This is a genomic window from Verrucosispora sp. NA02020 (genome assembly GCF_013364215.1).
In the GTDB taxonomy this organism is placed as follows: Bacteria; Actinomycetota; Actinomycetes; order Mycobacteriales; family Micromonosporaceae; genus Micromonospora.
This window is the reverse complement of record NZ_CP054923.1, coordinates 3,037,278-3,061,736: the sequence shown is the minus strand read 5'-3', so window position 1 is coordinate 3,061,736 and position 24,459 is coordinate 3,037,278. Positions and strand designations below refer to the sequence as shown.

Annotated in this window: 22 protein-coding genes; 10 read left to right on the top strand and 12 right to left on the bottom strand. The window is 70.9% G+C overall.

Annotated elements, in window-relative coordinates; translation table 11 throughout:
- The first annotated feature begins 242 nt into the window (after positions 1-242).
- From HUT12_RS13365 to HUT12_RS13335, 7 genes are all read left to right on the top strand, one after another.
- Positions 243-698, top strand: a complete 456-nt coding sequence (locus HUT12_RS13365; RefSeq protein WP_176093579.1) for a rubrerythrin — start codon at positions 243-245, stop codon at positions 696-698.
- A complete protein-coding gene (locus tag HUT12_RS13360) occupies positions 695-2,731 on the top strand; it encodes a methyltransferase domain-containing protein (protein ID WP_217705989.1) in 2,037 nt (678 codons plus the stop codon). The genes HUT12_RS13365 and HUT12_RS13360 overlap by 4 nt, the downstream gene beginning before the upstream one ends.
- Complete coding sequence (locus HUT12_RS13355) at positions 2,725-4,074, top strand: sulfotransferase (protein WP_176093578.1); 1,350 nt, start codon at positions 2,725-2,727, stop codon at positions 4,072-4,074. The genes HUT12_RS13360 and HUT12_RS13355 overlap by 7 nt, the downstream gene beginning before the upstream one ends.
- Positions 4,049-5,023, top strand: a complete 975-nt coding sequence (locus HUT12_RS13350; RefSeq protein WP_131050867.1) for an arginine deiminase family protein — start codon at positions 4,049-4,051, stop codon at positions 5,021-5,023. The genes HUT12_RS13355 and HUT12_RS13350 overlap by 26 nt, the downstream gene beginning before the upstream one ends.
- A 28-nt stretch (positions 5,024-5,051) precedes the next feature.
- Positions 5,052-5,522 carry a DUF6027 family protein gene (locus tag HUT12_RS13345; RefSeq protein ID WP_131050866.1) on the top strand — a complete coding sequence of 157 codons (471 nt, stop codon included), beginning with the start codon at positions 5,052-5,054 and terminating at the stop codon, positions 5,520-5,522.
- 64 nt (positions 5,523-5,586) lie between these two features.
- Positions 5,587-7,269 carry a radical SAM protein gene (locus HUT12_RS13340; protein ID WP_131050865.1) on the top strand — a complete coding sequence of 561 codons (1,683 nt, stop codon included), beginning with the start codon at positions 5,587-5,589 and terminating at the stop codon, positions 7,267-7,269.
- Positions 7,266-8,336, top strand: coding sequence for a sulfotransferase (locus HUT12_RS13335; RefSeq protein ID WP_176093577.1), 1,071 nt, complete (start codon positions 7,266-7,268; stop codon positions 8,334-8,336). The genes HUT12_RS13340 and HUT12_RS13335 overlap by 4 nt, the downstream gene beginning before the upstream one ends.
- A 38-nt stretch (positions 8,337-8,374) precedes the next feature.
- On the opposite strand, the gene HUT12_RS13330 is transcribed toward HUT12_RS13335, so the two are convergent.
- From HUT12_RS13330 to HUT12_RS13315, 4 genes are all read right to left on the bottom strand, one after another.
- The gene (locus tag HUT12_RS13330; protein WP_176093576.1) at positions 8,375-9,478 is read right to left on the bottom strand and encodes a glycosyltransferase; all 1,104 of its coding nucleotides are present in this window, start codon (positions 9,476-9,478) and stop codon (positions 8,375-8,377) included.
- Entirely contained in the window at positions 9,475-10,578 is a 1,104-nt protein-coding gene (locus tag HUT12_RS13325) for an Ldh family oxidoreductase (protein WP_176093575.1), read from the bottom strand. Before HUT12_RS13325 ends, HUT12_RS13330 begins: the two co-directional genes overlap by 4 nt.
- A gap of 114 nt (positions 10,579-10,692) precedes the next feature.
- On the bottom strand, positions 10,693-12,366 hold the full coding sequence (gene lysS, locus HUT12_RS13320) for a lysine--tRNA ligase (RefSeq protein ID WP_217705988.1): 1,674 nt from the start codon (positions 12,364-12,366) through the stop codon (positions 10,693-10,695).
- Between the two features lie 120 nt (positions 12,367-12,486).
- Positions 12,487-13,914 carry a condensation domain-containing protein gene (locus tag HUT12_RS13315; protein WP_176093574.1) on the bottom strand — a complete coding sequence of 476 codons (1,428 nt, stop codon included), beginning with the start codon at positions 13,912-13,914 and terminating at the stop codon, positions 12,487-12,489.
- Between the two features lie 200 nt (positions 13,915-14,114).
- On the opposite strand from HUT12_RS13315, the gene HUT12_RS13310 reads away from it, so the two are divergent.
- Positions 14,115-14,381 (top strand): acyl carrier protein, encoded by a 267-nt coding sequence (locus tag HUT12_RS13310; protein ID WP_131050859.1) that lies wholly within the window; start codon positions 14,115-14,117, stop codon positions 14,379-14,381.
- Here HUT12_RS13310 and HUT12_RS13305 read toward each other — a convergent pair.
- The 5 genes from HUT12_RS13305 to HUT12_RS13285 form a co-directional block, all read right to left on the bottom strand.
- On the bottom strand, positions 14,360-16,180 hold the full coding sequence (locus HUT12_RS13305) for an ABC transporter ATP-binding protein (RefSeq protein ID WP_176093573.1): 1,821 nt from the start codon (positions 16,178-16,180) through the stop codon (positions 14,360-14,362). The genes HUT12_RS13310 and HUT12_RS13305 overlap by 22 nt on opposite strands.
- Positions 16,177-18,051, bottom strand: coding sequence for an ABC transporter ATP-binding protein (locus HUT12_RS13300; protein ID WP_217705987.1), 1,875 nt, complete (start codon positions 18,049-18,051; stop codon positions 16,177-16,179). The genes HUT12_RS13305 and HUT12_RS13300 overlap by 4 nt, the downstream gene beginning before the upstream one ends.
- Before the next feature lie 210 nt (positions 18,052-18,261).
- On the bottom strand, positions 18,262-18,795 hold the full coding sequence (locus tag HUT12_RS13295) for a hypothetical protein (RefSeq protein WP_176093572.1): 534 nt from the start codon (positions 18,793-18,795) through the stop codon (positions 18,262-18,264).
- Positions 18,792-19,946, bottom strand: coding sequence for a helix-turn-helix transcriptional regulator (locus tag HUT12_RS13290; RefSeq protein ID WP_176093571.1), 1,155 nt, complete (start codon positions 19,944-19,946; stop codon positions 18,792-18,794). Before HUT12_RS13290 ends, HUT12_RS13295 begins: the two co-directional genes overlap by 4 nt.
- 102 nt (positions 19,947-20,048) lie before the next feature.
- Positions 20,049-20,804, bottom strand: a complete 756-nt coding sequence (locus HUT12_RS13285; protein ID WP_176093570.1) for a hypothetical protein — start codon at positions 20,802-20,804, stop codon at positions 20,049-20,051.
- 285 nt (positions 20,805-21,089) lie between these two features.
- Between HUT12_RS13285 and HUT12_RS13280 the strand changes: the two genes are divergently transcribed.
- Both HUT12_RS13280 and coaD read left to right on the top strand, forming a co-directional pair.
- On the top strand, positions 21,090-21,623 hold the full coding sequence (locus tag HUT12_RS13280) for a DUF6817 domain-containing protein (protein WP_176093569.1): 534 nt from the start codon (positions 21,090-21,092) through the stop codon (positions 21,621-21,623).
- A 29-nt stretch (positions 21,624-21,652) separates the two neighbouring features.
- Entirely contained in the window at positions 21,653-22,078 is a 426-nt protein-coding gene (gene coaD, locus HUT12_RS13275) for a pantetheine-phosphate adenylyltransferase (RefSeq protein ID WP_254876811.1), read from the top strand.
- On the opposite strand, the gene HUT12_RS13270 is transcribed toward coaD, so the two are convergent.
- Genes HUT12_RS13270 through HUT12_RS13260 form a run of 3 tightly spaced genes read right to left on the bottom strand, consistent with a single transcriptional unit; the run spans position 22,056 to position 24,365 of the window.
- A complete protein-coding gene (locus HUT12_RS13270; protein ID WP_131050857.1) occupies positions 22,056-22,742 on the bottom strand; it encodes a GPP34 family phosphoprotein in 687 nt (228 codons plus the stop codon). The two genes, coaD and HUT12_RS13270, sit on opposite strands and share 23 nt — an antisense overlap.
- Positions 22,739-23,458 carry an ABC transporter permease gene (locus HUT12_RS13265; RefSeq protein ID WP_131050856.1) on the bottom strand — a complete coding sequence of 240 codons (720 nt, stop codon included), beginning with the start codon at positions 23,456-23,458 and terminating at the stop codon, positions 22,739-22,741. Before HUT12_RS13265 ends, HUT12_RS13270 begins: the two co-directional genes overlap by 4 nt.
- Before the next feature lie 25 nt (positions 23,459-23,483).
- Positions 23,484-24,365 (bottom strand): ABC transporter ATP-binding protein, encoded by an 882-nt coding sequence (locus HUT12_RS13260; RefSeq protein WP_131050855.1) that lies wholly within the window; start codon positions 24,363-24,365, stop codon positions 23,484-23,486.
- Between the last annotated feature and the right edge of the window lie 94 nt (positions 24,366-24,459).

Genomic DNA, 24,459 nt, shown 5'->3' with positions numbered 1-24,459 from the left:
GTGCCCTGCCGAAGGCTCACTGACATTGACGTTGGACTCTAGACGGGCGATGGTCGGCGCGTCTATAGTTCTGACCACCGGGCCTGGTGGGCCGGGCAGTGATGTGCCTGGTCAACGTTTGACGGAGATTCGGGGGCGACAATCCCGCACCCTTTCGTCCAATAGAATTCCGATACCGAATCCGGCGTTTCCCGCGCTGGTCGGCAAATGCTCCGAATCATTCGGGGGAGTGGAACGGTACAATGAGTGCCCTCACTGAGGAATTGTTCGACGAAATTCGCGCGGCGTTCATCGCCGAAGCATCGACCGTCCTGCGCTTCCAGTACTTCGCCCAGGTGTCCGAGATCGAGGGCTCGCTCGACTCCGCCCGGCTGTTCACCGAACTCGCCGAGAGCGCGGCCTGCGTGGCACACGGGCATCTCGACTTCCTGCAGGCCGTGGCCGACCCGGCCACCGGGCGGCCGCTGGGCGACACCGACCTCAACCTCGCCGCCGCGCTGAGCAGCGAGATGGAGGCCGCGACCGCCCGCTACCCGGCGCTGGTCCAGCAGGCACACGAGGAGGGGCTGGCCGACGTCGCGAGCTGGCTGGAGACCCTGCGCGCCCTCAAGCACGCGCATCTGGCCAAGCTGAGCGCCGCCCACGAGGCGCTGCGCGGCGTACCCGCCGGGTCACTCGGCGAGCCGGTCGCCGGATGACCACCGGCCAGCAGACCGCCGACCAGGAAGTGAGCCAGCCGATGGAGTCCACGCAGGCCGCCCCGCCCCCGCCCCCGGCGCCCGCCGACACCAGGTACGACGCCAGCACGATCATGGTCCTCTCCGGCCTCGACGGAGTACGCCGGCACCCGTCGATGTACATCGGCTCGGTCGGTGTGGCCGGCTGGCACCACCTGGTCAGCGAGCTGGTCGACAACGCGGTGGACGAGGCGGAGGCGGGACACTGCCGCGACGTCGAGGTCGTCCTGCACCGCGACGGCTCCTGCTCGGTCGGCGACGACGGCCGGGGCATACCCGTCGACCCGCACCCGGAGCACCAGCGCCCGGCCGCCGAGGTGCTGCTGACCACCCTGCACTCCGGCGGCAAGTTCGAGGCCGGGTCCTACCGCACCTCGGCCGGGCTGCACGGCGTCGGACTCTCCTGCGTCAACGCCCTGTCCGAGCGGCTGGAGCTGGACGTGTGGCGCGACGGCGCCCACCACCGACAGATCTACACGCGAGGCGCGCCGGCCGGCGACCTCACGCGGGTCGGCGCATCGGACCGCACCGGCACCCGCATCCGTTTCCTCCCGGACGAGACGGTCCTGGAGACCGCGGAGTTCTCGGCCGCCCTGATCCGCAGCCGGCTGGAGGAGGTCGCCTTCCTGCACCCGACGCTGACCCTGCGGCTGCGCGACGAGCGCACCGGGGAGGACGTCCGGCTCAGCTACCAGTCCGGCGTGGGCGGATTCCTGCGACACCGGCACCGCGACGCGGTGTGGGTGCACCCGGACCCGCTCACCGTCCGGCACGAGACCGACGACCTGGCGCTCGACGCCGCCTTCTGCTGGACCGAGGGCTACACCGAGGACATCCAGAGCTTCGTCAACAGCGTCCGGACCGACCACCACGGCACCCACGTGGACGGGCTGCGGGCCGCGCTGGCCGAGGTGATCAACGCGTACGCGACCAGCCGCGGCCTGCTCGACACGACCGCCGGGGAACGGATCACCACGGTCGACATCCTTGAAGGGCTGGCCGCGGTCGTCGCGGTCCGGATGCGCAGCCCCCGCTTCGACGGACAGACCAAGAAGCGGTTGCAGAGCAGCGAGGTCGCCGGCTTCGTCCGCGCCGCCGTGTCGGCCGAGCTGACCCGGCAGTTGGCGCTCGACGACGACCTGGGGCAGCGCCTGGTCAAACGCACGCTCGACTCCGCGCGCGCCCGGCTCGCCGCCCGGCTGGCCAGCCGCACCGCACAGGTCCGGCGCCGCCAGATCGAGGTCGACTACGCCGTCTACCAGCGTCAGTTCGGCATCCGCTCGCGCAACTGGCACGACTCCTGCTCCTGGCTCACCGACGAGGGCCTGCTGGCCCAGCACGCGGCGCTCTGCGACGTCGCCCCGGACGCCCGGATGCTGGACGTCTGCTGCGGCAGCGGGGTGGTCGGCAACGCCTTCCGGGGCCGGGTCGGCGAGATGATCGGCCTGGACATCACCCCGGAGATGGTGTCGCTCGCCTCCACCCGGCTCGACAAGGTCCACCAGGGCACCGTCTACGACCTGCCGTTCCCCGACGCCAGCTTCGACCTGGTCGTCAACCGCGAGGTGCTGCACCTGCTGCCGAACCCGGAGAAGCCGGTGTCGGAGGTCTTCCGGGTCCTCAGACCGGGCGGGCAGTTCATCGTCGGCCAGATCGTCCCGTACGCCGACGAGGACGCGTACTGGATGTTCCGGATCTTCAAGAAGAAGCAGCCGCTGCTGTTCCAGATGTTCCGCGAGCCGGACTTCCGGCGGCTGTTGCTCGGCGCCGGCTTCACCGACCTGACGATGGAGGAGTACCTGCTCTGGGAGTCGATCGACAAGTGGATCGACACCCACGAGACGACCCCCGCCGCCCGCCAGGAGATCTACCGGCTCTTCTATGACGCCCCGGCCCAGGTGCGGGCGGTGCACCCGTTCGAGGTCTCCGCCGACGGATCGGTCCGGGACCAGTGGCGCTGGTGCGTGTACTCGGTACGGAAACCGGTGTGTTGACCGGCACCGCGCCCGGGCTCGCCGGTCACGCCCACCTGGCGGACCGGCTGACCGAACTGCGCCGGCTACGGCGACCCGTGGTGCGGGACTTCACCGGCCGGGTCCGGGACCTGGTGGTGCTCGCCTCCAGCTCCCGCAGTGGTTCCAGCATGCTCGCCGAGATGCTGCGCCGGACACCCGCGTTGCTGCACCTGCGCGCGGAGTTCAACCCGTACCTGCGGCTCGCCGGCCTGGTGCCGCCGGACAGCGGGACCGGCAGCGACCAGCTCGACGCCGCGCACCTGGCCGCCCTGCCGCCCGCCCGGCGCCGGGTGTTCGACGAGGAACTGTCGCTGGACGTCGGTCGACCGGATCCGACGGTCGCACCGGAGCAGTTCCTGCTGGACGCGGCCTGGCGGTTCACCATCCAGTGGCCGACGCTGGAGATCGACCTGGCGGCCTGGCTCGACACGGCCCGCCGGGTGCTGGCCGAGCTCCGGTCGCAGCCCGACTTCGATCCGGCCTGCCTGTCGCAGGCGGCCCGGTTCCACGCCCGGCTGCACGCCGCCCTCGCCGTACGCGGCGTGCCGATCCGCACCGGCTACTACGACATGCCACCGCACCTCGCCGGACCGCCGTGGCGCCAGGACGTGCGGGGCGCGCCCGGCGACCTGCTGGTGGAGGAGCCGCCCTTCGTGCTCACCGTCGGCTGGCGTTACGCCACCGCGCACGACCTGGCGACCCGCCCGCTGGTGATCAAGACGCCCAGCAACGCCTACCGGCTGGGGTTCCTCCGGGCACTGTTCCCGAACGCCCGGATGCGCGTCCTGCACCTGACCCGCAACCCGGCCGGATCCATCAACGGCCTGTACGACGGCTGGCTCTATCACGGCTTCCACGCCCACAAGATGGACCGGCCCCTGAACATCACCGGCTACGGGCGGGACCGGCCCGAGGACCGCTGGTGGTGGAAGTTCGACCTGCCGCAGGGCTGGCAGGACTACACCCGGGCGACCCTGCCCGACGTCTGCGCCCTGCAGTGGCGCTCCTGTCACCGGGCGATCCTCGACGACGCCGCCACGCTGCGGCTGCCCTACCTGCGGGTGCGGTTCGAGGACCTGGTGCGCTCCGCGCAGAGCCGGGCGGGCGTGCTGACCCGGATCACCGACTGGCTCGGAGTGCCGATGGACGGACCGCTCCGCGCGATCGCGGCCGACGGGCTGCGGGACCCCGTGGTCGCGACCGCGCCGCCGCAACCCGGCCGATGGCGACGGCGGTCGGAGCTGGTACGCGCCGCCATCGGAGGTCCGGAGCGGCGACTGGCCGAGGAGCTGGGATATGACGACGACGAATCCTGGATCTGAGACCACCGCGCCGCCGCCGAGCACTCTGGGCGGTGCCGGGTGGTCGCCCCGGTCGACCAGCCACGAGCAGGAGGTGGCGGCCGGTCGGCTCTGGGCCCGCTGCGGCTACCGGTCGGAGTCCGCGCCGCTGCGGGCGGTGCTGCTCGGCTGGCCGCCGGAGAGCCTGGCACGGATCACCGATCCGGCCGCCGCACTGATGACCGCGCGGGTGGACCTCGGCGCCATGCGCGCGGAGACCGAGGCGGTCGCCGCGGCGTTCGCGGAGGCGGGCGTGGAGGTGGTGCTGGCCCGCCCGGCGGCGGACACGCCACCGAACTTCGTCTTCACCCGTGACCTGTTCGTCGCCACCCCGGCGGGAGTGGTGGTGGGCCGCACGGCCGCCGCGCAACGGGCCGGCGAGGAACGGTACGCCGCCGCCGCACTGGCCGCCGCCGGATACCCGGTGCTGGCCACGGTGGCGGGCAGCGCCACCCTTGAGGGCGCGGACGCGCTGTGGCTGGACCGCGACACGGTGATGGTCGGGGTGGGTTTCCGGACGAGCGCGGCCGGAGCGGAGTGTCTGCGGCGTGTCCTGGCGGACCAGGGCGTGCAGGTGGTCACCGTCCGACTCGGCCCGGGTGTCCAGCACCTCCTGGGCGCGGTGACCTTCCTCGACGAACGGTTGGCGGCGGTGCACGCCGCTGCGGCGACCGATGAGTTGCGGGCGCTGCTGCGCTCCCGGGACGTCCGTTCGGTGGAGTTCGCGCCGGACGACGAGTTGCTGCGGCGACGGGGGATGAACCTGGTGGCGCTGGGGCCCCGGCGGGCCCTGATGCCGGCCGGCGCGCCGGGCATCCGCCGTCGTCTGGAGGGTGTCGGTGTGACCGTGACCGAGGTCGGCGTCGACCAGCACGTCCGGGCCGCCGGGGCGCTGGGCTGTATGACGGGCATCCTGCACCGGGCGGAGTGAGCACGTAGACAGCGACGTGGGAGGCGAGATGACCACATCAGCGTCGGAGCAGAACGTGGGCGGGGATCCGGCCGAGGAGCCCCTCGTCCGCCTGGAACGCTGGCGCGCCACGTGGCCGGAGGACGACCCGCACGCCAACTTCCGTGACGAGGTCATGCGGTACGGCATGCTGGACCCGCTGGTGACCCTGCGTGGGATGTCGCGCAACCTGGGCATCCCGGTCGGGGTGCTGGCCCGCTACGTGCTGGCCCGCTGGGCGACCGGCGGCAGCGAGGGGCTGCTGGAGATCGGCCCGGTCATGGTGCGGCGACTGTGGAAGCCGATCGCCGAGGCGGAGGCCGCGGACGACGACGCCCGCCGGCTGGCCGCTTACCACCAGGTGCGTCAGATGATCTCCTGGCTGAAGGTCCCCCTCGACGACCCGAGCGTCTACCCGGTGGCCGGTGAGTCCGGCCCGTCCGACGACGACCGACCTCTAGATCGACAACCCTCGATATAATCGTGCTCAATCGCCGGACGTCCCGACCGGACGCCCCGGCGGCGACGACAGGAAGGTCTCAGTCATGCCTCGTGTACTTTCCCTCGCTCCCGAGCTGTACGCCAACGCCACCAACTCCGTCGACCACCGCTACCAGGAACAGATGCGGGAGCAGGACCTGACGCCGGTGCCCACCGACCCGACACTGCCCCGCTTCACCCTGGTCGTCGGGCCGTCACCGTTCACCATGCCGCGTGGGTGGGAGTTCTTCCTGACGTCCCCCTACGAGGGGGCCTCCTACATCTCCACCGTCCTGCACAACGCCGGCTACCCGGTGCGGATCGTCGACGTCCGGTACACCCCGAACCCCCTCCAGGCCGCCTACGACCAGATCATCGGCCAGACCGACGTCCTGGGCATCTGCACCTTCGAGGACAACTTCCCGTTCTGCAACGAACTGATGGCCATGGTCCGGGACAATGCACCCGAGATCCCCATCATCTGCGGCGGTTCGCTGGTCACCTCGGTGCCCAACCTGTTCATGGAGCACACCGCCTGCGACATCGCGGTGATCAGCGAGGGTGAGATCACGATCCTCGACCTGATGGAGAGCTACGCCGCCGGCCGCTGGTCACAGGACCTGCCCACCATCCGCGGCATCGTCTACCGGACGCCGGAAGGCGTCGTCAAGCGCACCCCGCCGCGTGGACAGATGATGGACCTCGACGCGCTGCCCCGGATGCGCCTGGAACTGTGGCCGCAGGCGCAGAGCCCGATGGGCCTCCAGCCGCAGATCATCTCCTCCTACAGCCGTGGCTGCAAGATGGACTGCTCCTTCTGCTACCGGACCACCCCCCAGGTACGCGCCAAGTCACCCGAGAAGATGGACGCCGACCTGGCCTGGCTCAAGAGCCGCTACGGCATCGAGTTCAGCTTCTTCGTCGACCTCACGTTCAGCTCCCACCGCCGCCAGACCATCGAGATCTGCGACGTCATCAAGGACCACGACCTACGCTGGACCTGCCTGACCCGGTGCGCCGACATGGACAAGCCCAGGATCGACGCGATGCGCGACGCGGGCGCCGACATCATCCTCTACGGCGTCGAGTCCCTCGGCTCCGAAGTGCTGCGCGAGGCCCGCAAGGGCAACTCGGAGAACATCACCGTCCGGGCCATGCGGACCACGTTCGACGGCGGCGTACGGTTCGGCGCCCTGCTCATCGTCGGCCTGCCCAACGAGAGCGAGGAATCCCTCAACCACATGGTCGAGTTCGCCGAGACGTACAACCACGTGACCCGGGTCAAGTACCTCTCCGCGATGCCGGGCACCACCGTCTACCAGCAGGCGCTCCAGTCGGGCCTGATGCGCAGCGAACTGGACCACGTCAACTGGCTCTCCATCGAGCAGGCCCTGCACGAGGACGAGTTCCTCAACGTCAGCGGACTCTCCGAGCAGGCCTGCCGCGACGCCTACAAGCGCGTCTACGACGCCTACCAGCCCGGCCCGGTGATGGACTTCCAGCACTGGCCCGAGAACTTCACGCACTTCCACCCCAACCCCGACGACGGGCTCACGCGCTCCACCTCGTACGCCGGCTCGGGCTGGCGGGCCGAGGCCAGTTCCGCCGGCGCGCCGCTGGTGCCCGGATCGGAGCGGTACACCCTGGACCAGGTGGCCTCGCCGGAGGTCGCCGCCGCCGGAAGCAGCCTGATGGCCTGCGGCGCGAAGAAGGTGACCGGAGGACTGGTCACCGCCGGCTCGGCGTGACGACGGACGGCACCGGGCGGAGCGGGCGCAGCCAGAGCCCGGTACTCATCATCGGCACCGAACGCTCCGGCTCGAACCTGCTCCGCCTGGTGCTGAACGCACACTCCCGCATCGCCGTCCCGCACCCGCCGCACTTCATGCGCTACCTGGCACCGGTGGCCGACTGCTATGGCGACCTCACCGACGAGGGCAACCGGCGGCGGCTCGTCGACGACGCCTGTCTCCTGCTCGACCGGCACATCTCCCCGTGGCCGCACCGCGTCGACCCCGACCTGGCGGTGGCCCGGGCCAGCCCCACCCTCTTCGGGGTGGTCGCCGAACTCTACGAGCAGTACCGCGAGGCGGAGGGGAAGGCCCGCTGGGGCTGCAAGAGCACCTTCATGGTCGACCACGTCACCGACGTCCTGGCCGAATACCCGGCGGCCCGGTTCGTCTGGCTGGTCCGCGACCCCCGGGACGTGGCCGCCTCCGCCCGCCGGGCGGTGTTCGGGCACTGCCACCCCTACCTCACCGGGCGACTCTGGGCGCGGCAGCAGACCTCGGCCGCCGCCGCGCTGGCCCGCCACGGCCCCGACACCGTCCACCTGCTGCGCTACGAGGACCTGGTGCAGCAGCCACGGGACATGATCACGCAGCTCTGCGCCTGGCTGGGGGAGTCGCCGGAACCCGCGCTCTTCGCCCACGACCGCACCCCGACGGCCAAGGCGCTGGCCAGTCTCTCGGAGTCGTGGCGCAACGCCGGCCAGCCGGTGACCACCAGCAGCGTCGGCACCTGGCGCCGCCGCCTGCCCCCCACCGAGGTCGGCCTGGTGGAGGCCGCCGCCGGGCCGGTCATGGCCGAACTGGGCTACCCCGTCGACGCCGGACCGGCCGTACCGCCCCATCCGGCACTGCTGCGCCTGCGCGAGGGCGTCCTGCGGGCCGGAGTCGAGTACCGATCACTGCGGCAGGACCGCAACGCCGTACGCCGGTGGCGGCGCGACGCGACCGTGCGCTGGATCCACACCCGCGCCCGCCTCACCCGCCTCGGTGCAAGGAGGGGTCCCCTGCTAACGCCTACGGCATAGCAGGGGACCCCTCCTAACGCCGACGGCAGAGCCGCCGGTCAACGTCGCCCGGCGTAGCCCGCCAACACCTCCAGCAGCGCGTCCGCGTGCCGTTCGAACGTGTACTCCCCACGCCGGGCCAGCACGTCGGCGCCGAGCCGACCCAGCCGCGCCCGGTCGTGCAACACGTCGGCCAACTCGTCGTACCCGTCGAACAGGAAACCGATCCCCTCCTGCCGCACGATCCGCTCCATGGCCTCCTGGCCGCCGCGCTGCTGGGCCACCGGCAGCCCGGCGGCCAGGTACGGCACCAGCCGGTTCGGCCGGTTCATCCGCTGGAAACCCACCTCGTGGGTGCCCTGCGCCACCACGTGCATCAACCCGGCGTCGTACCGGGACCACTCGGCGACGAACCGTTCCGGCGGAATGTGGTCGTGCAGGTGCACGTAACCGCTCTCGGCGAGCCGCGCGTACGCGGCGCGGGCGTGCGCGTTGTCCACACTCCAGATCGACTGGGCGTTCGGACCGATGTACTTGCCGCCGTAGATGTGCACGTGGACCCGGCGACGACTCAACGCCGCACACAGCTCGCGGATGTCGGTACGGCCCCGGGTGCTGGACACCCCACCGGCGACCAGCAGGTGCGGCTCCCCGTCCCGCTCGCGCAGCTTGCCGGTCAGGTCGTCGGTGAAGTACCGCGCCGGCAGGTAGTCCGGGTCCAGCAGGTGCGCCGATGCGTCACTGACCCCGTACGCCCCACGGAAGTAGTCCCACGACTCCTGGTTGATGTAGATCTGCCCGGCGGTCTCGGTCAACGCCCGCCGCTCCAGCTCGGCCGGCTCGCAGAAGTGCTCCTTGTGGTGGCGCACCACCGGACCCACCCCGGCATCGAGCAACTCGCCGAGCAACTGCAACGACCCGTCCCAGACGTTCTTCAGGCTGTAGACCACGTCGACGCGGTGCTCCGCCGCGATCCGGGTCAACTCCGCACCGGCCGGCCCCGCCGGCAGCCGGAACTGCGGCACACTCGACGGCAGCACGTCCGGCGTGGGCCGCTGTGCCGGTGCCGGCATCGTGACGTACGTCAACCGGTGCCCCCGCTCGGCCAACGTCATGATCCGCTCCGGGTACCGGCCGAGCCGTCCGGCCACCAGGATGTTCACGCCGTGCCCTCCGCCGGGATCGACTCCGCCCCGCCCGCAACCGAGGCGTCGGCCGCAACCGAGGCGTCGGCCGCCGCCGGTGCGTCGATGCCCAGCCCGGCGGCCACCGTGCACAGGTCCCGCCACGTGGCGTCGGGCAGCACCACCCCGTCGGCCGCCGCCCGCGCGCGCTGCTCCGGCTCGCCCGGCACCAGCACCTCACCCGAGTCCGGATCGGCCGGCACCGCCTTGAGCCGCCGCACCGTCGCCTCGACGAAATCGTGCAACCGTTCCGGTGGCCCGAACCGGGCCGGGTCGACGGCGAGCACGAAGAGGCAACTCGACCGTTCCGCACCGGCGAACCGGTCACCGTCGCTGAGCCCGACGGCGAGCAACTCGGCGATCACCGCGAGCGCGAAACCCTTGTGGCCTCCGAACGGCAACAGGTACCCGCCGGTGAAGAAGTCCTCCAACCGGGTACTCGGACTGCCCTGCGCGTCCAGCACCCACCCCGGGGGCACGCTCTGCGCCCCGGCGGCCCGCGCGATCTGCAACTTCCCGATGGAGACCATGCTGGTGGCGAAGTCCAGCACCACCGGGGGCTGGCCCGCCGCACGTGGGATGGCCCAGGTGACCGGGTTGGTGGCCAGCGCACCGTCCGTCCCACCGTGCGGCGCGACCTTCCACGGACCCTGACCCTCCCCGCCGGTCAACAACCCGATCAGGCCGGCGTCGGCGATGCGCTCGGACCAGCCGCCCAGCCGCCCGGTGTGGTGCGCGTGCGACATCACCACCGCCGCCAGTCCGCTGTGGGCGGCCTTCTCCACCACCAGGTCGACGGCGTACCGGGCGGCCAGGTGACCGAAACCGCCCGCGCCGTCGACGACGGCGGTCGCGGGCGCGTCGTCGACGACGAACGGACGCGCGGTCGGCTTCAACCGGCCCTGGGCGATGTCCCGCAGGTACGACGGCAGCTTGAGCACGCCGTGCGAGCCGTGCCCGGCCAGGTCGGCACCGATCAGCGAATCGGCGACGACCTCGGCGACGTCGTCCGGTGTGCCGGCCTGACCGAGTAGTGCGAGTACCAGTCGACGGAGGTCTGCGACGGCGATGAGGGCCATGGGCGTCCTGTCGGATGTCGGGTGTCGGAGGCAGACAGCCTTCTTAACCCATCACCGACCCACCCGGCAATCCATCCCCGTGGATGACCACGATCGACGTCGGTCGACTCCAGGTCACGCCCGGCCGGCGGTCGCGTCGGCCTCCTGCGGGGTGAGTAGCGCCCGGACCTGGTCGGCACCGAGCGCCAGCAACAGGGTCGGCAGTCGAGGGCCGGTGTCCCGGTGCACCAGGAGGCGGTACACGAGACCGAAGAACGCCCGCTGGGCGGCCCGCAGCTCGGGGCTGGGCGCGGTGTCCAGCGGAAGACCGAGCTGCTGCTTCGGCACCCCGTAGACCAGCGCGGTCAGCCCGTCCAGCGTCCAGTTCTCCACGAGCCCGTCGACGAGCAGCCGCAACCCCTCGCGCTGGACCGGATCGAGGGAGGCCAGCAACTCCCGATCCGGCTCGCTCCGCACCTGCGTACGCTCCGCCGGTGACACGTGCGTGGCCACCCAGTCCGCCGCGCGGTCGAGCCGGGGACGCACCTCGTCCAACGAGCCCACCGGATCCTGCGGCGTCATGTCCCGCAGGATCCGCAGCGTCTGCTCCTCGGTGCCGGCGGTGATGTCGTACACCGACGCCAGCGTGCGGAAGGACATCGGCCGCGCGGTGTGCGGCAACTCCACCTCCGCAGTACGCGACGAGCGGTCGAGCACCACTGCGTCGACCTCCGACGCGCTGCCCGCCCGCACCCGCCCCACCAGGGCGTCCCACTCGTCGTAGAGCCGGCTCACCTCCTGGTCGAACGCCACCGTGATCGACTGGTTCGGTCGACGCCGCACGTACAACCAGCGCACCAGGGCCGGCTCCAGGATCCGCAACGCGTCGTCCGGCGTCGGCGCGGCACCGGCGGAACCGCTGAGCTTCGCCGCCCCCTTGGTGCCGACGAACGAGTAGCCGCGATAGACCGGAGCCTTGCCGCCGTACACCCGGTCGACCACCTCGCCGCCGACCGTGTAGCTGGAGCCGGGGGAGGAGTGGTCCACCCCGGCGGCCTCGAACAGGACCTGCTCGTACGCCCACCGCATCGGCCAGTCGACCTTCCAGACCAGCTTGCCCGGGTCCTGCCGGTCCAGCCAGGCCCGGTCGGAGTGCCCACAGACGCAGGTGTACCGGATCTCGGTGGTCTCGTCGTCGAAGGACACGATCGTCGTGTCGTCGCGCCGGCAGACCGCACAGTAGACCTTGTACGGGTAGTAGGTGTCCTGGGCGGTCAGCCCCTCCTCGGACTCGCCCTGGTCGACCTTGGTGCGGTACCTGCCCAGCACCGACCCGATCAGCTCCCGGGCCCGCATGGCCGTGACGACCTGCTCGCGGTACCGGCCACCGGTGTACATGGCGGTCTGCGAGATCTCGTCGACGACCACACCGAGTTGCCGCAACGCCGCCCGGAACGGCGCCTTGAAGTGCTCGGCCCAGTTCTCGTGCTCCCCACACGGGTCCGGCACCCCGGTCAGCGGGCGGCCGACGTACTCCGCGAAGGACGGGTCGACCCCGGCCGGGACCTTGCGCAGCCGGTCGTAGTCGTCCCAGGAGAGCAGGTGCCGGCTCGGCAACCCGCGCCGACTCACCTCGTCGGCGACGAAGTGCTGGACCATGATCTCGCGCAGGTTACCCAGGTGGATCGGCCCGGACGGACTGATCCCCGAGGCGCAGACGAGCACCGGTGTCCCGGGCCGGCGCTCCCACTCCGCCACCACGTCGTCGGCAACCCGTGCCACCCAGTCGCCGGCATCAACCTCAGCCACCGAACTCCCCTCCAGCCGTGTCGGCCCACCACCTTAGTGCCGGCACTCCGCCGTTGTCCGGACGCACCACGAACACGCTGAGTCGTCGGCGTGCCGGAGCGGCCGGACGGTCGGACGCGGTCAGTCGGACCCGGTCGGACCCGCCGCCGGACGGACGCCGAGGACCTGCCCCGCGTGGCGCATGTCGAGATCGCCGACCGCTGCGGCGACCAGCAACGACTCGATCCCGGCCAGGATCCGCCGGGCGTCCTCGACGCCGAGGTACGCGGTGTCCACCCGCAGTTGCAACGCGGCGGCACCCGACGCGTCCGAGACGCTCAGGAACACGGTCAGGTCCTGCTGCTCCCAACCGGTCACGTACTCGATCCGGGTGTCACGGCACAGCGCGGCGAGATCCTCGGCCAACTCCTGCGGGGCGGACCGCACCTGCGGCAGCCCCGACCACCGTTGCTGCTCCCGGGCGTCGTTGAAGAAGACGCCGACCTGCGGGACGAAACCCCGCCGTGCCGCCACCCGGCGCTGCGCCTCGGCCAGCTCGACGGTGTCGTGGTTGCCGTGCTGATAGGTCAGCAGGGCCTGCCGGTAGCAGCGGGTGACCAGGTCCGTGAACGAACCCGTCCCGACGTCGACCCGGAACAGGCCGTTCTGCACCACCGGGCCGATCATCGTCTGTAGCCGGCGTTCCACCCGGCCGCCGACGATCAGGGTCAGAAACGCCGGATCGGCACCGGTGTGATGGGAGACCACCGCTGCCTGGGCGGCCAGCAGGACCGCACTGGTGCTCACCCGTTGCCGGTCGGCGAGCAGCTCCGCGGCCACCGCGACGGCCGACGACTCGATGTCGACCTGCACGATCCGCGGCGTGTGCGGCGGCGCGGACGACGGCGGCACGAGCGACTCCGGCACCTCGCCGAGCAGGTCCTCGCGGAACCGCACCGCCCGCCGGCTACGCCTGCGTCCCGGCTCGCTCGCCTCGTACGCGGCCTGATCCAGCGGCTGCCACCGCGACTCGACCGGCTCGACCGGCACCCCCGCCAGAGCATCGCGCAGCTCCGTCTTCAGCAGGGCCAACCCGATCGCGTCGACGGCCGCGTGCGAGACGTTCAGCACCAGCGCGGCGGGTGTCTCGTCGGCCAGGACCAGGGCGAACCGCACCGGCCACTGCTCGGCCAGGTCGAACACCGTCGCGGTCATCGCCGCGACCAGCTCCTTGGCGTCCTCGATCACCCGATCGGGCGCCGCCGACCAGACCGGCACCGTCAGGGTGCCGGACCCGTCCACCTCCTGCCGCAGACCCGTCGCGTCCATCACCAGCCGGGTGCGGAGCACGTCGACCCGCGCGACGACCTCCTCCAGCGCGCGCCCCACCCCGGCGACCGTGACACCCTCCGGAACCGGCACCATCTCGCGCATCGTGAAGCTCTGCGGCTGATCACCCAACCAGGAGATGACGCCCCAGATCTCCCGCTGCGCCCAGGAGGCCGACGCCTGCGCCTGCCGTGCCCCCCGCACCGTCACCACGAGATCGTGGCCGGGCTTCCTCTCCATACCGGGATCCCCCGCTCCGGTCTGGGCGGCGGCACCACCTGTCCGGCGGTGCCGCTTATGGCCGGAAGGTAGCCTATGAAGCCACTTCGGCCAGTGTCAATATCGTCGGACGTCACGGTGCCGCACGGCGCCTCGGTCCATCGACGGCGGGCCATACTGGTTCCGCCCGCGATCGTGGGCGCCCCCGACTGGAGAGCGAGATGACTGAGCTGAGCCCCTCCGCCGCACCGACCGACACCGAACGCCGACTCGTCACCGAGGTGGTCGAGCCCCTTCTCGGATTCACCCCCGACGAGATGAGCCAGGACCTCATCGCGCTGGGCGCCGACAGCATGCAACTGGTCCACATGCTCGCCCAGGCAGAGGACCTCTTCGACGTCGAACTCTCCGCCGTCGAGCTGATGGACAACGTCAGCGTCGCCGGGCTCGCCGCGCTCATCGACCGTCAACGCGCCACCGGCGGCTGATCCTCACCGGACGGACCGTACGCGCGCGCCTGCATCAGGTACAGCTCCGCGTACAGCCCGTCGCTGGCCAGCAACTCGGCGTGTGACCCGGCCTCGCGCACCGTACCGTCCTGGAGCACCACGATCAGATCCACCATCTGCAACGTGGAGAAACGGTGGGAGACGAAGACGGTGATCCCGCCACGTCGCTGTGCCCGCTGGGCCGACTCGGCGTACCGGACGAAGATCGCATGCTCGGCGGCGGCGTCCAACGCCGCCGCCGGCTCGTCCAACGCCAGCAGGAGGGGCTCGATCCGCATCTGGGACCGGGCCAGACCCAACGACTGCCACTGCCCACCCGACAGCTCCTGCCCGTCGGTGAAGCCGGTGCCCAGGTAGCCGTCCAGTCCGCCCTCCACCGCGTCGACGACCCGCTGCGCCCCCGCCGAGTCGATCGCCCGCCGCACCGACTCCTCATCGTCGATCCGCTGCACCGCGCCGATCCCGACGTTCTCCCGCAGCGTCAACTCCAGCCGGGCGAAGTCCTGGAACATCGCCGACGTCCGCGACCGCCACTGCGCGGCATCCACCTCGTCCAGTGCCACGCCGTCGACGAGGATCCGGCCCTGCGTCGGTCGGTACAGGCCGTACAGCAGCTTCACCAGCGTGCTCTTGCCCGCACCGTTCTCACCGACGATCGCCACGGTCTTGCCCGCCGGCAACTCGAAGGTCACGTCCCGCAACACCGGCCGGGTGGCGCCCGGATAGCGGAAACCCACACCCTCGAACCGGATGCCCTCGTCCAGCCGGGTCGGTGCCGTCGACCCGCTCGGCTCCGACACCCCGTCCGGCACCGCGCTGGCCGCCCGCAGCCACTCCAGCCGGCGCACCGTCGTGCCGAAACCCTGGAGCGTGCCGAGCAGCCCCAGACCGTTGGCGACCTGCAAACTCACCTGCACCGCGAGCGTCACCGCCAACACCACGTCGCCGACGCTGCCCCGACCGTCGGCGACGTCCCGCACCACCAGCCAGAGCGCCGCCCCGTAGCTGAGGGCGAAGAACGCCTGCCCGGCCGCACGGACCGCCGCCCCGCTCGCCTGCGCCCGCCAGACCGTCGACGTCACCGCCGCCATCGTGGCCTGCTGGCGACGCACCAGGTCCGGGCCGGTGCCGAACAGCCGCAGCTCCTTGACCGACGACGCCGAGGTGGCGACCTGCAACAGGTGCTGCGAGCGCCGGATCCCCTCCGCCGTGTCGTCCTTGGCCCGGTCCACCAACCGCTGCGCACGCCGCGCCAGCAGCACCGGCGGCACCGCCGCCAGCGGCAGCAGCGCCAACCACGGATTCAACATCCCCAAAAGTACGGTCGTGACCACGAGCTGACCGACCACACCCGCCAGTTGCAGCAGCCCCTCCACCGGAACCTGCATCGGTGAGATGTCGTCCCGCACCACCTGCAGTTCGTCGGCGAACCGCGAGTCGTCGAGCTGCGCCAGGTCCACGCTGCCGTTGGCCCGCTCGATCAACTCGCCGTGCAGCTTCAGCTCCATCAACTCGGCGAGCTCGAAATACTGCAGATGCGCGAAGTGCGCCATCATCAACTCGACGACCAGCACCACGGCCACCGCCGTCGCCAGCGTCACCGCCACGTCCGTCCGCGCCGCAAGCGCCGCGTCGACCAGCCGACCGAGCAGCACCGCCACCATCGGCGAGGCCAGATAGCCGGCCGCGATCATGACGGCGGCCAACCCCGCCCGCCGCCGGTCGGTCCGCAGCGCCAGCACCACCAGGAACCGGGCCGCCCGCCCCAACCCGCTCATCGGCCCGCCTCCGCATCGGCGAACCGGTCGGCCTGGAGCCGGAACAACTCGGCGTAACTACCCCCGGCGGCCACCAACTCCTCGTGGGTGCCCTGTTCCCGTACCACCCCGTCGGCCACCACCACGATGTGGTCGGCCCGACGGACCGTCGAGAACCGGTGCGAGATGACCACCGTCGTCAACCCCCGGCTGATCTCCAGAAAACGGTCGAAGAAGTCCACTTCGGCGCGGACGTCGAGCTGGCTCGTGGGTTCGTCGAGCACGATCATCGACGCGCCTGCGGCGACCTTGCGCATCGCCCTGGCCAACGCCACCCGCTGCCACTGCCCACCGGAGAGGTCCTGCCCACCGGCGTACCGGTTCGACAGCGTCGTCCGCAGACCGGCGTCGAGCCCCTCGACCACCTCACGTGCCCCCGCCCGGTCCAGCGCCGCCCACAGGGGCGCCTCGTCGTCGGGGTCGGCACCCGCCGCCAGGTCGACGTTCTCCGAAGCGCTCAGCTCCAGCCGGACGAAGTCCTGGAACACCACCGCGATCCGGGACTGCCACTGCGCCACGTCGAACTCGCGCAGATCCCGCCCGTCCACCGTGATCCGGCCCGCCACCGGGTCGTACAACCGGGTCAACAACTTGACCAACGTGGTCTTGCCGGCGCCGTTGAGCCCGACGATCGCCGTCGACCGGCCCGCCGGCAACGTCAGATCCAACCCCCGCAGCACCTCCGCACCCTGCGGGGCGTACCGGAACCGCACCTGCTCGAACCGCACCTCCCGATCCGGGCGACCGGCCGCCGACTCACCGGCCACCGGCGCCGCCAACGCCGCCCGCGACCGGGCCGACCGCGCGAAGTCGGTCATCGCCTCGTACGACTGGAGGCCGTACTGCGTCGGCACGTCGCTCTCCGGGAAGTGCACCCCGAAGCGGATCGGGATCAGCGCCGCCTGCACCGCCAGCCCCAGTTCCAGCACGCTCAGCCGTCCACCGGCAGCGGCCTGCGCGATCAACACGAAGACGACCGTCGCCCCGACCAGGCCGACCGCCGCGTACCCGAGGAAGGGACGCAGGTTGATCCGCCGCCGTCCCGCCCAGAACTGCCGCAGGTAGTCCAGGTACTCCGAGCGGTGCCGCTCCCGGACCCAGCCGATCAGACCGAACACCCGGATCTCCTTGGCGAACGCCGCGCCCGCCGCCATCGACCGCACATAGGACGCGTGCCGCCACGTCGGGAAGAGACCCTTGAGGAACGTCCCGAACCGCCCCAGCGCCCCACGCTGACCGAAGCGCACCACGAGCGCCGTCACCCCGGCCACGACCGCCGCCCACGGCGACAACGCCACCCAGAGCACCACCACCGCCCCGACGAGTTGCCCGTACCGGGGCAGCAACGCCAACGCACCGGCGGCGGCGTCACCCGGGGTCGGCATGGTCCGGCCGAACGCCTCCCGGGCCCGACTCAGCCGATCCAGTTCCGTCGCGTCCTCCAACGCCGAGATCGGCGCGTCCACCAACGCCGACGTCATCAGGCGGCGCGTGCACCAGGCATCCACCCGCCACGTCACCAGATGCCCCAACGCCGTCTGCGCCGGTGCGAGCACCTGCTGGAGGAAGAAGGCCAGCGCGGCGAGACCCAACGCGAGCACCGTCGCGCTCCACGCCTGCTCGTCGCCACCGATCGCCTCGGCGAGCCGTTGCACCATCACGCTCGTGGCCACGATGAACCCGATCGGCAGCAGACCGAGCAGGAGGTTCACCGCGAGGGCCGCGCCCAGCGTCGGCACGCCCGCGTGCGGGAGGAGACGGGCGATGGACAGCCAGCGGTCGAGCCGTGACCGGGCACCACGCCACACCGCCGAGAACCGTGCCATCCGCATCCGAACCTCCGCAGGCGTCGATCGTCGGCCGATCATATCGACGGTCGTATCGATGTGTCGGTGTCGACGTCAATCCGTCGCGCGGCAGGACATCCAGAGCCTAGGCGATATGGCCGGCCGATCACGGTCCGAAGATCATGGCGAGCCGGACGGCAGGTAATCATGTGGTGGCTGTCGGTCTACCACTTGACCGGTCCGTAGCGAACTCGGTCAGACGCAGTTGCCGCACGTCGGATTGGTGCCGGGCCCGCCGTTGCCGGTTCGGGGCTCGAGGCCGACGGGCGCGGCCACCCGCGAGTCGTCCACACCGATGGGCACCGAGACGAACCCGGTGCCCGTGCTTTCGACGGCCAGGCATGCGAGACGCCCGGTGCTGTCGAACGCCAGACAGACGGCGGCGAGACCGAGAAGGCCGCCGTTCAGTTGACCGCCGAACGCCGTGCGTACGCCTGCGCCGTCGTACAGTAGGTGCCGGCCACGGAACGGCGCTCCGCTCACCGGGTAGTACACGACCGAGAAACTGGCGGAGAGGACGTGTCGAGGGTTCGTCTCCGGGCAGGGTTCGATCCAGCCGGAAACCCAGATCTCGAACGGCCCGGCGACGTACGGGGTCATGTCCCCGGTGGCGCAGGGCACCGCGGACCAGAAGGTCGGCGACGCGTGCGCTGGGCTGGCCGGTGCGGCTACCAGCAGCAGCGCGACGACGAGGCCGGTCCCGACCAGCCGACGGAAGAGCGAAATCATCGGTCACCTCCAGCGCTCGGGGCGGCCTGAGCCGCCCCGAGCGCCAGCCCGAGCTGGAAGCGGTTCTCGACGCCGACCCGGTCCATCAGCGTACGCAGGATGTTGCTCACCGTGCGTGCGCTGACCTGGAGTTCGCGGGCAGCGGATACGTCGGTGTGGCCTTGCGCGAGTAGGGCGATCAGCGCCCGCTCCCGGTCGTCGAGAATGATCGTGGGCATATTGAAACTCCGCGGTGGACGGGCGCTGTCCCACTCACGATCGAAGAGGTTCACCAGCGCGGATACCACGGCCGCTTGACTGACCTCCAGGTATCCCCGGTCGAAGTTGTGCGGAGAGACCGGGAACAACGCAACCCGGCGGTCGATGACGATCAGCTTCATCGGTACGCACGGCGCCTGCCGGTAGTCAGGGCCCGGCTCGTCGGGACGGCGTCCGTGCCCGAGGAGCGGATCGCGCTCGTCGGTGCTCTGCCGGCCGAGTACCCGCATCGTGACGCCACGGTCGAGTAGTGCCCGGTCGACCGGCACGGCGGATCGGGCCGACGTTGGGTCGAAGCTCATCTCCGTGTTCATCGCCAGGTGTTCGTGGCGAGTCGTTCGCGCGAGGTCGGCCAGCCGTCGCCGGGCTGCAGCCCGGCTCGGCAGGTGAATCAGGCCGTCACCGAGGTGTTCGCGCGCGTACGTCACCGTCGCCACGGGGGGCGGTAGACCGACCGCCGACCGCACGGCACTGTCCTGAGCGTGTTTGCTCCGCAGAGACTCCAGCACGGTTGCCGGTGAGCGGGCGGACCAGACCTGCTCGTCTCGTCCTGGCGCGACTCCGAGGAGCACGGCGCCGACCGCCACCAGTTCGTCCAGGGCAGCCGAGAGCCTGCCTGGCGACAGGCCCAGCGTCCGGCCGATATCCCGAGCTGGACGTGGTCCCAGCATGAGCAGAGCGCGGTAGACGAGGTCCGAATCCGGCGAGTGTCCCCAACGGACGATGGATGGGATCGCATCGCCGAAGGCGACCCGCTTCGAGGGTCCGTGCATCGAGCCTCCCACTTCGGACTCCATCCAAGCAGCCGAGCGGCGCGTCCGGAGTCCCGTGACCATTTCGGTGCCGACGAATGCGTAATCCCGCAATCGTGCGAGGCGGCGCGCATGCGCCATTGCTCAGTCGGCGCACACCGCACTGTCTGCCCAACGGACCTGTGCACCGGGCGCTGGCGGCAGGCCGCGACGATGTCACGGCCTGCCGTTGCGGGTTGTCGGTCAGGCGAGAACTGACAGGTTGTAGGCGTTGCCGACGCTGGTGAGGTAGAAGCGGATCTTTGGGTTGAACGCCTTGATCGGCAGACCGAACGCGATCACGTCGAACTGCAGCCCCTCGGTGTAGACATCGACACCACCACGCGCCGGGAGGCTTCCCTGGGTGCGGGAGATGCCGCCGGACACGCGGATCGTTCCGCTGAGGATGTCAGGCGTAGTCGGGGTGGGAGTCACGCTGGTAACCATCGAACCCTCCCAGCACCAGGTGTACCGCATCCGCCAGCGAACCAGGTCGACGTAGGTCGGGATGACATAGATCCGGTAGGTGCTGTCCAGCGTCCGACACTGGACCTTGGGTACGCAGAACAGTCCGACCGTCTGAGCGGACGTCGTCGAGTCCGGTGGTGGTGCTGGACACCCCTGTGTGGTCGAGGCCGCCGACGAGGCGGCGACGACGGACACCGACTGCTCGGCGACATACTCCTCGCCCGTACTCGTCGTGAAGACGGTCCTTGCAACGACCGTCCCCTTACCCAACTGGGCGGTAGGTGTCGTGCCGACGTCTGCCGTGGCGGCTCCTACGGGTTGGATCGCGACGCCGAGTACGAGGCTCATCACCGTCGCCGCCATCAGGCCGGCCCGCCGAGCCCTGCGCTCTGTGAACATGCGGTTCCCTTCGGTGCGTCGAGGACAACTGCGGCGATGGTCGACCGGATGTTCTGGTGTCTCAATGGGCCGCTGGCGCTTTGCGCCGTTCACACCGAATGCCTGCGGGAAACCGCAACGAACCCTGTAGGACCGCCATCCGGGCGACGGATCGGGGCAACCGGAGCCCGCACGGCAAGATGTGTCCGTGATCCTGATGGTCCCCGCGAATCCGATGCGCCCACGCCAACCCGACGACCACTTCGCGGCGGAGGCGCAGGCGGCACGTGCCCTCGGATTCACGGTGGCGGTGGTCGACCACGACGCGTTGGCCCGAGGCGGGGACGCGCGCCGCGCGGTCGCCCGACGGATTCGACAGCCGGCATCTACGGTTGGGCCATGCGCACCGACGGCGGCATGCGGGAGTGGCTCCGTGAGCGCGGAGCGGAGCGGATCGCTCATCCCGGCGGCACCCTGTACGCCCACCTGTGCCGAGTGGGTGAACGACTCGACGCCCTCGGCTGCGGCAGTGACGTGGCAACCGCCGGCCTCACCCATGCCGTCTACGGCACCGACGGGTTCGACCTCACTCTGCTCGATCTGGCCGATCGCCCGGTGCTGCGTGACCTCGTCGGTGCCGATGCCGAGGAGATCGTCTACCTGTACGGCGCCTGCGACCGCAAGCGCACCTGGCGGAAGCTGGCAGAGACGGGCCAGGTGTTCGACCGGTTCACCGGGCGGATGCTGGTGCCGGACGCGGCGCGACTCCGGGCGCTGGTGGATCTCACCATCGTGAACGAACTGGACGTCATCGAGCGCGATCCTGCGGTGGCGGACAGGTACGGCTCCTATTTCCGGGACCTGTTCGCCTCCTGGGCGCCTCTCGCCTCGGCGCCGGTCATCAGCGACGTACAGCGGGTCCTGCGTCCGTGACGACCGCGCCGTCGACCGTCCGTGTACGCGTGCGAGCCCTCTATCCCGGCAGCTTCGATCCCTTCACCCCGGGGCACCTGAACGTGGTGAGCCGGGCACGTGACCTTTTCGACGAGGTGGTCGTGCTCGTCGCCGTCAACAGCGTCAAACATCCCGACACCGACGAGGGGCAGCGCGCCGCCGCCGTACGGGCCGCACTGCCGGTCGAGTGGACCTCCGTGACCGTGGCGGCCTGGCGCGGCCTCACCTCCACGTACTGCCGTGACCACGGGATCGGGGCGATCGTTCGGGGCGTACGCAACACCAGCGACCTGCAGGCCGAGTGCCGACTCGCGGCGATGAACCAGTCGTTGGGCGTACCCACCGTGTTCCTGCCCGCCCAGCCCGACCTCGCCGCAGTCTCCTCGACCGCGCTGCGCACGCTCGGCGGCCTCAGCTTCGGGGGAGCACGGTGATGGCCGCGACGGTGCTGTTGACGACGGTGGCCGTCACGGTGCGGGTCACGGCCTCCGCTGCGGCGGTGGCGCCCCAGTCCCCCTGTTCGAGCTCCTTCGCCCGGGTGATCACCGGCGACGTCCACGGGATCTCGCGATCGAACTGGGGAAGCGTTCCACTGGCAGAGAGCAGCGCCGCGAGCGCGGCGATCCGGGCCGACGGCTCCGCACCCTCCACGAGGACCTGCCGGACGTCGTCCAGCAGGCGTGCGCGCCGGTCGGTGCCGCCGTCCCGCAGGGCTGTGGAGCGGAACAGTCCGAGCACCTTGCGCTCCTCCTGACGGATGTCGCCACGCCGGACGAGCCTGTCCAGCACCGGCTGCCGCAGGCCGGGTCCCATCGCCGCCAGGACGGTCTGCGCACTGCGCGGCTTGTCCGCGAGGTAGTCCCAGGTCGCCCTCAGGACGTCGTCGGAGGGTACGTGCTCCGCGACGCTGCTGATCCGACCCTTCGCCGTGGTGGCCAGCTGGCCGTTGAGCGCGAGGTCGGCGAGGACGGCTCCGGCGAGGACGTAGAAGAGGGTGTTCTCGCCGGCGATGGTGCCGGACCGGGGCTGGAACAGGAGCAGGAGAAGATCCTCGGTCAGGGTCGGCGGGTCCGAGGGCTTCCACGAGTCGATGGTCATCGGCGGGGCTCCCAGCGGAAGAGTCGGGTGGCGAGGGCGACGGCGACGGCGACCCAGCCCAGTGTGGGCGCCAGCAGGAGCAGCGAGTCGGCCACGGCGACGCCGCCGTTCCACGCGTTCACGGTCAGCTCGGTGGCCGCGCCGCCGGGCAGCAGCCGCTTGAGCCAGGCGAGGTCCGCCGTGCCGGTGATGCCCACCCAGCTTGCCACGGCGATCACGCCGAGGGTGACGGGAAGCGTGGTGACCTGGGCGTGCTCGGGGGAGTTCGTCAGTCCTGCGGTCGCCAGCGCCAGGCCGACCATCATGGCGAGGGTGGCGATGGTCGCCACCCCGAGCAGCAGGACGTCGGAGGGCTGACCGGCGACGACGGCCAGGGCGATCAGGATCGCGGTCACCTGGAGCACGGCGAGGACGACGACGGGCAGCAACAGACCGGCGAGGATGCCGGCGTCGCTCTCGGCGGTGGAGCGCAACCGCTTGAGGAACAGGTTCTGCCGCCGCGAGGCCAGGGTGGTGACGGCGGTGGCGTAGAGCCCGAACGCGGCCACGGTGAACATGACGATCGCCGCGATGTAGCCGAGGCTGCCGATGGCGGCGAAGGTCTCGTGCTGGCGGACGAAGAACACGCAGACCGCGACCGGGACGACGAGGCTGGTGATCAGGACCAGCCGGTTGCGGAAGATCTGGATCAGCTCGCTGGACGCGATGGCCAACATGGTGACACTCCTGTCGAAGGGGGGATCAGCTACCGAGGGCGCGGAACACGTCGTCGAGCCGGGTCGGCCCGGCCGTGAGGTCCCGCAGCTCCACGGCGTGTTCCTCGGCCCACCGCAGCAGCACGTGCAGGTCCTTCTGCAGGGCGAAGGTCTCGACCACGACCGTGCCGTCGGCGTCGACGACCGCCGCCAGCGGCAGCGCCGGCACCGCCGTGGGCAGGGTGAAGCGGATGACCGCGGGCAGGGTACGGGTCAGTTCGGTGACGCTGCCCTCGCGGTGCAGGCGACCCTGGTGCATCAACCCGATCCGGTCGGCGCGCTGCTGCGCCTCCTCCAGGTAGTGCGTGGTGAGCACGATCGTGGCACCGTTCTCCCGCATCCGGTCCACGGTGGCCCAGACGTCGTCGCGGGACTGGATGTCCAGGCCCGTCGTCGGCTCGTCCAGGAACATCAACTCCGGGGTGCCGTAGGCGGCGGTGGCGAAGTCGAGTCGCCGTTTCTCACCGCCGGAGAGCTGGGACACCCGCCGACCGGCCCGATCGGTGAGGTCCACCAGGTCGAGCAGCCGGTCGACGTCGTCCGTACGCCGGGTGAGCCGGCCGACCAGCCCGACGGACTCGCGGACCGTGAGGTCCGGTGAGAATCCGCTCTCCTGGAGCATCACGCCCATTCGGGGACGTACCGCGCGGCGATCCTGCGGGCTGTGCCCGAAGACGCGCACGGTGCCGGAGGTCGGCTTCCGGTGCCCCTCGACGACCTCCAGGGTCGAGGTCTTCCCGGCTCCGTTGGTGCCGAGCAGTGCGTAGAGTTCTCCGCGCCGCACCTGGAAGGAGAGGTCCCGCACGGCGTGGAAGTCGCCGTAGGTCAGGTTGAGGCGCTCGACGTCGATGACTGGTGTGCTGGACATGCCTCCATGACAGCGCGGATCGTCGGGACCCGTCAGTGCGCGCACGTCATGACCGGATGTGACGTGGTGTCACTGTTCAGGCCCGGTCACTGCC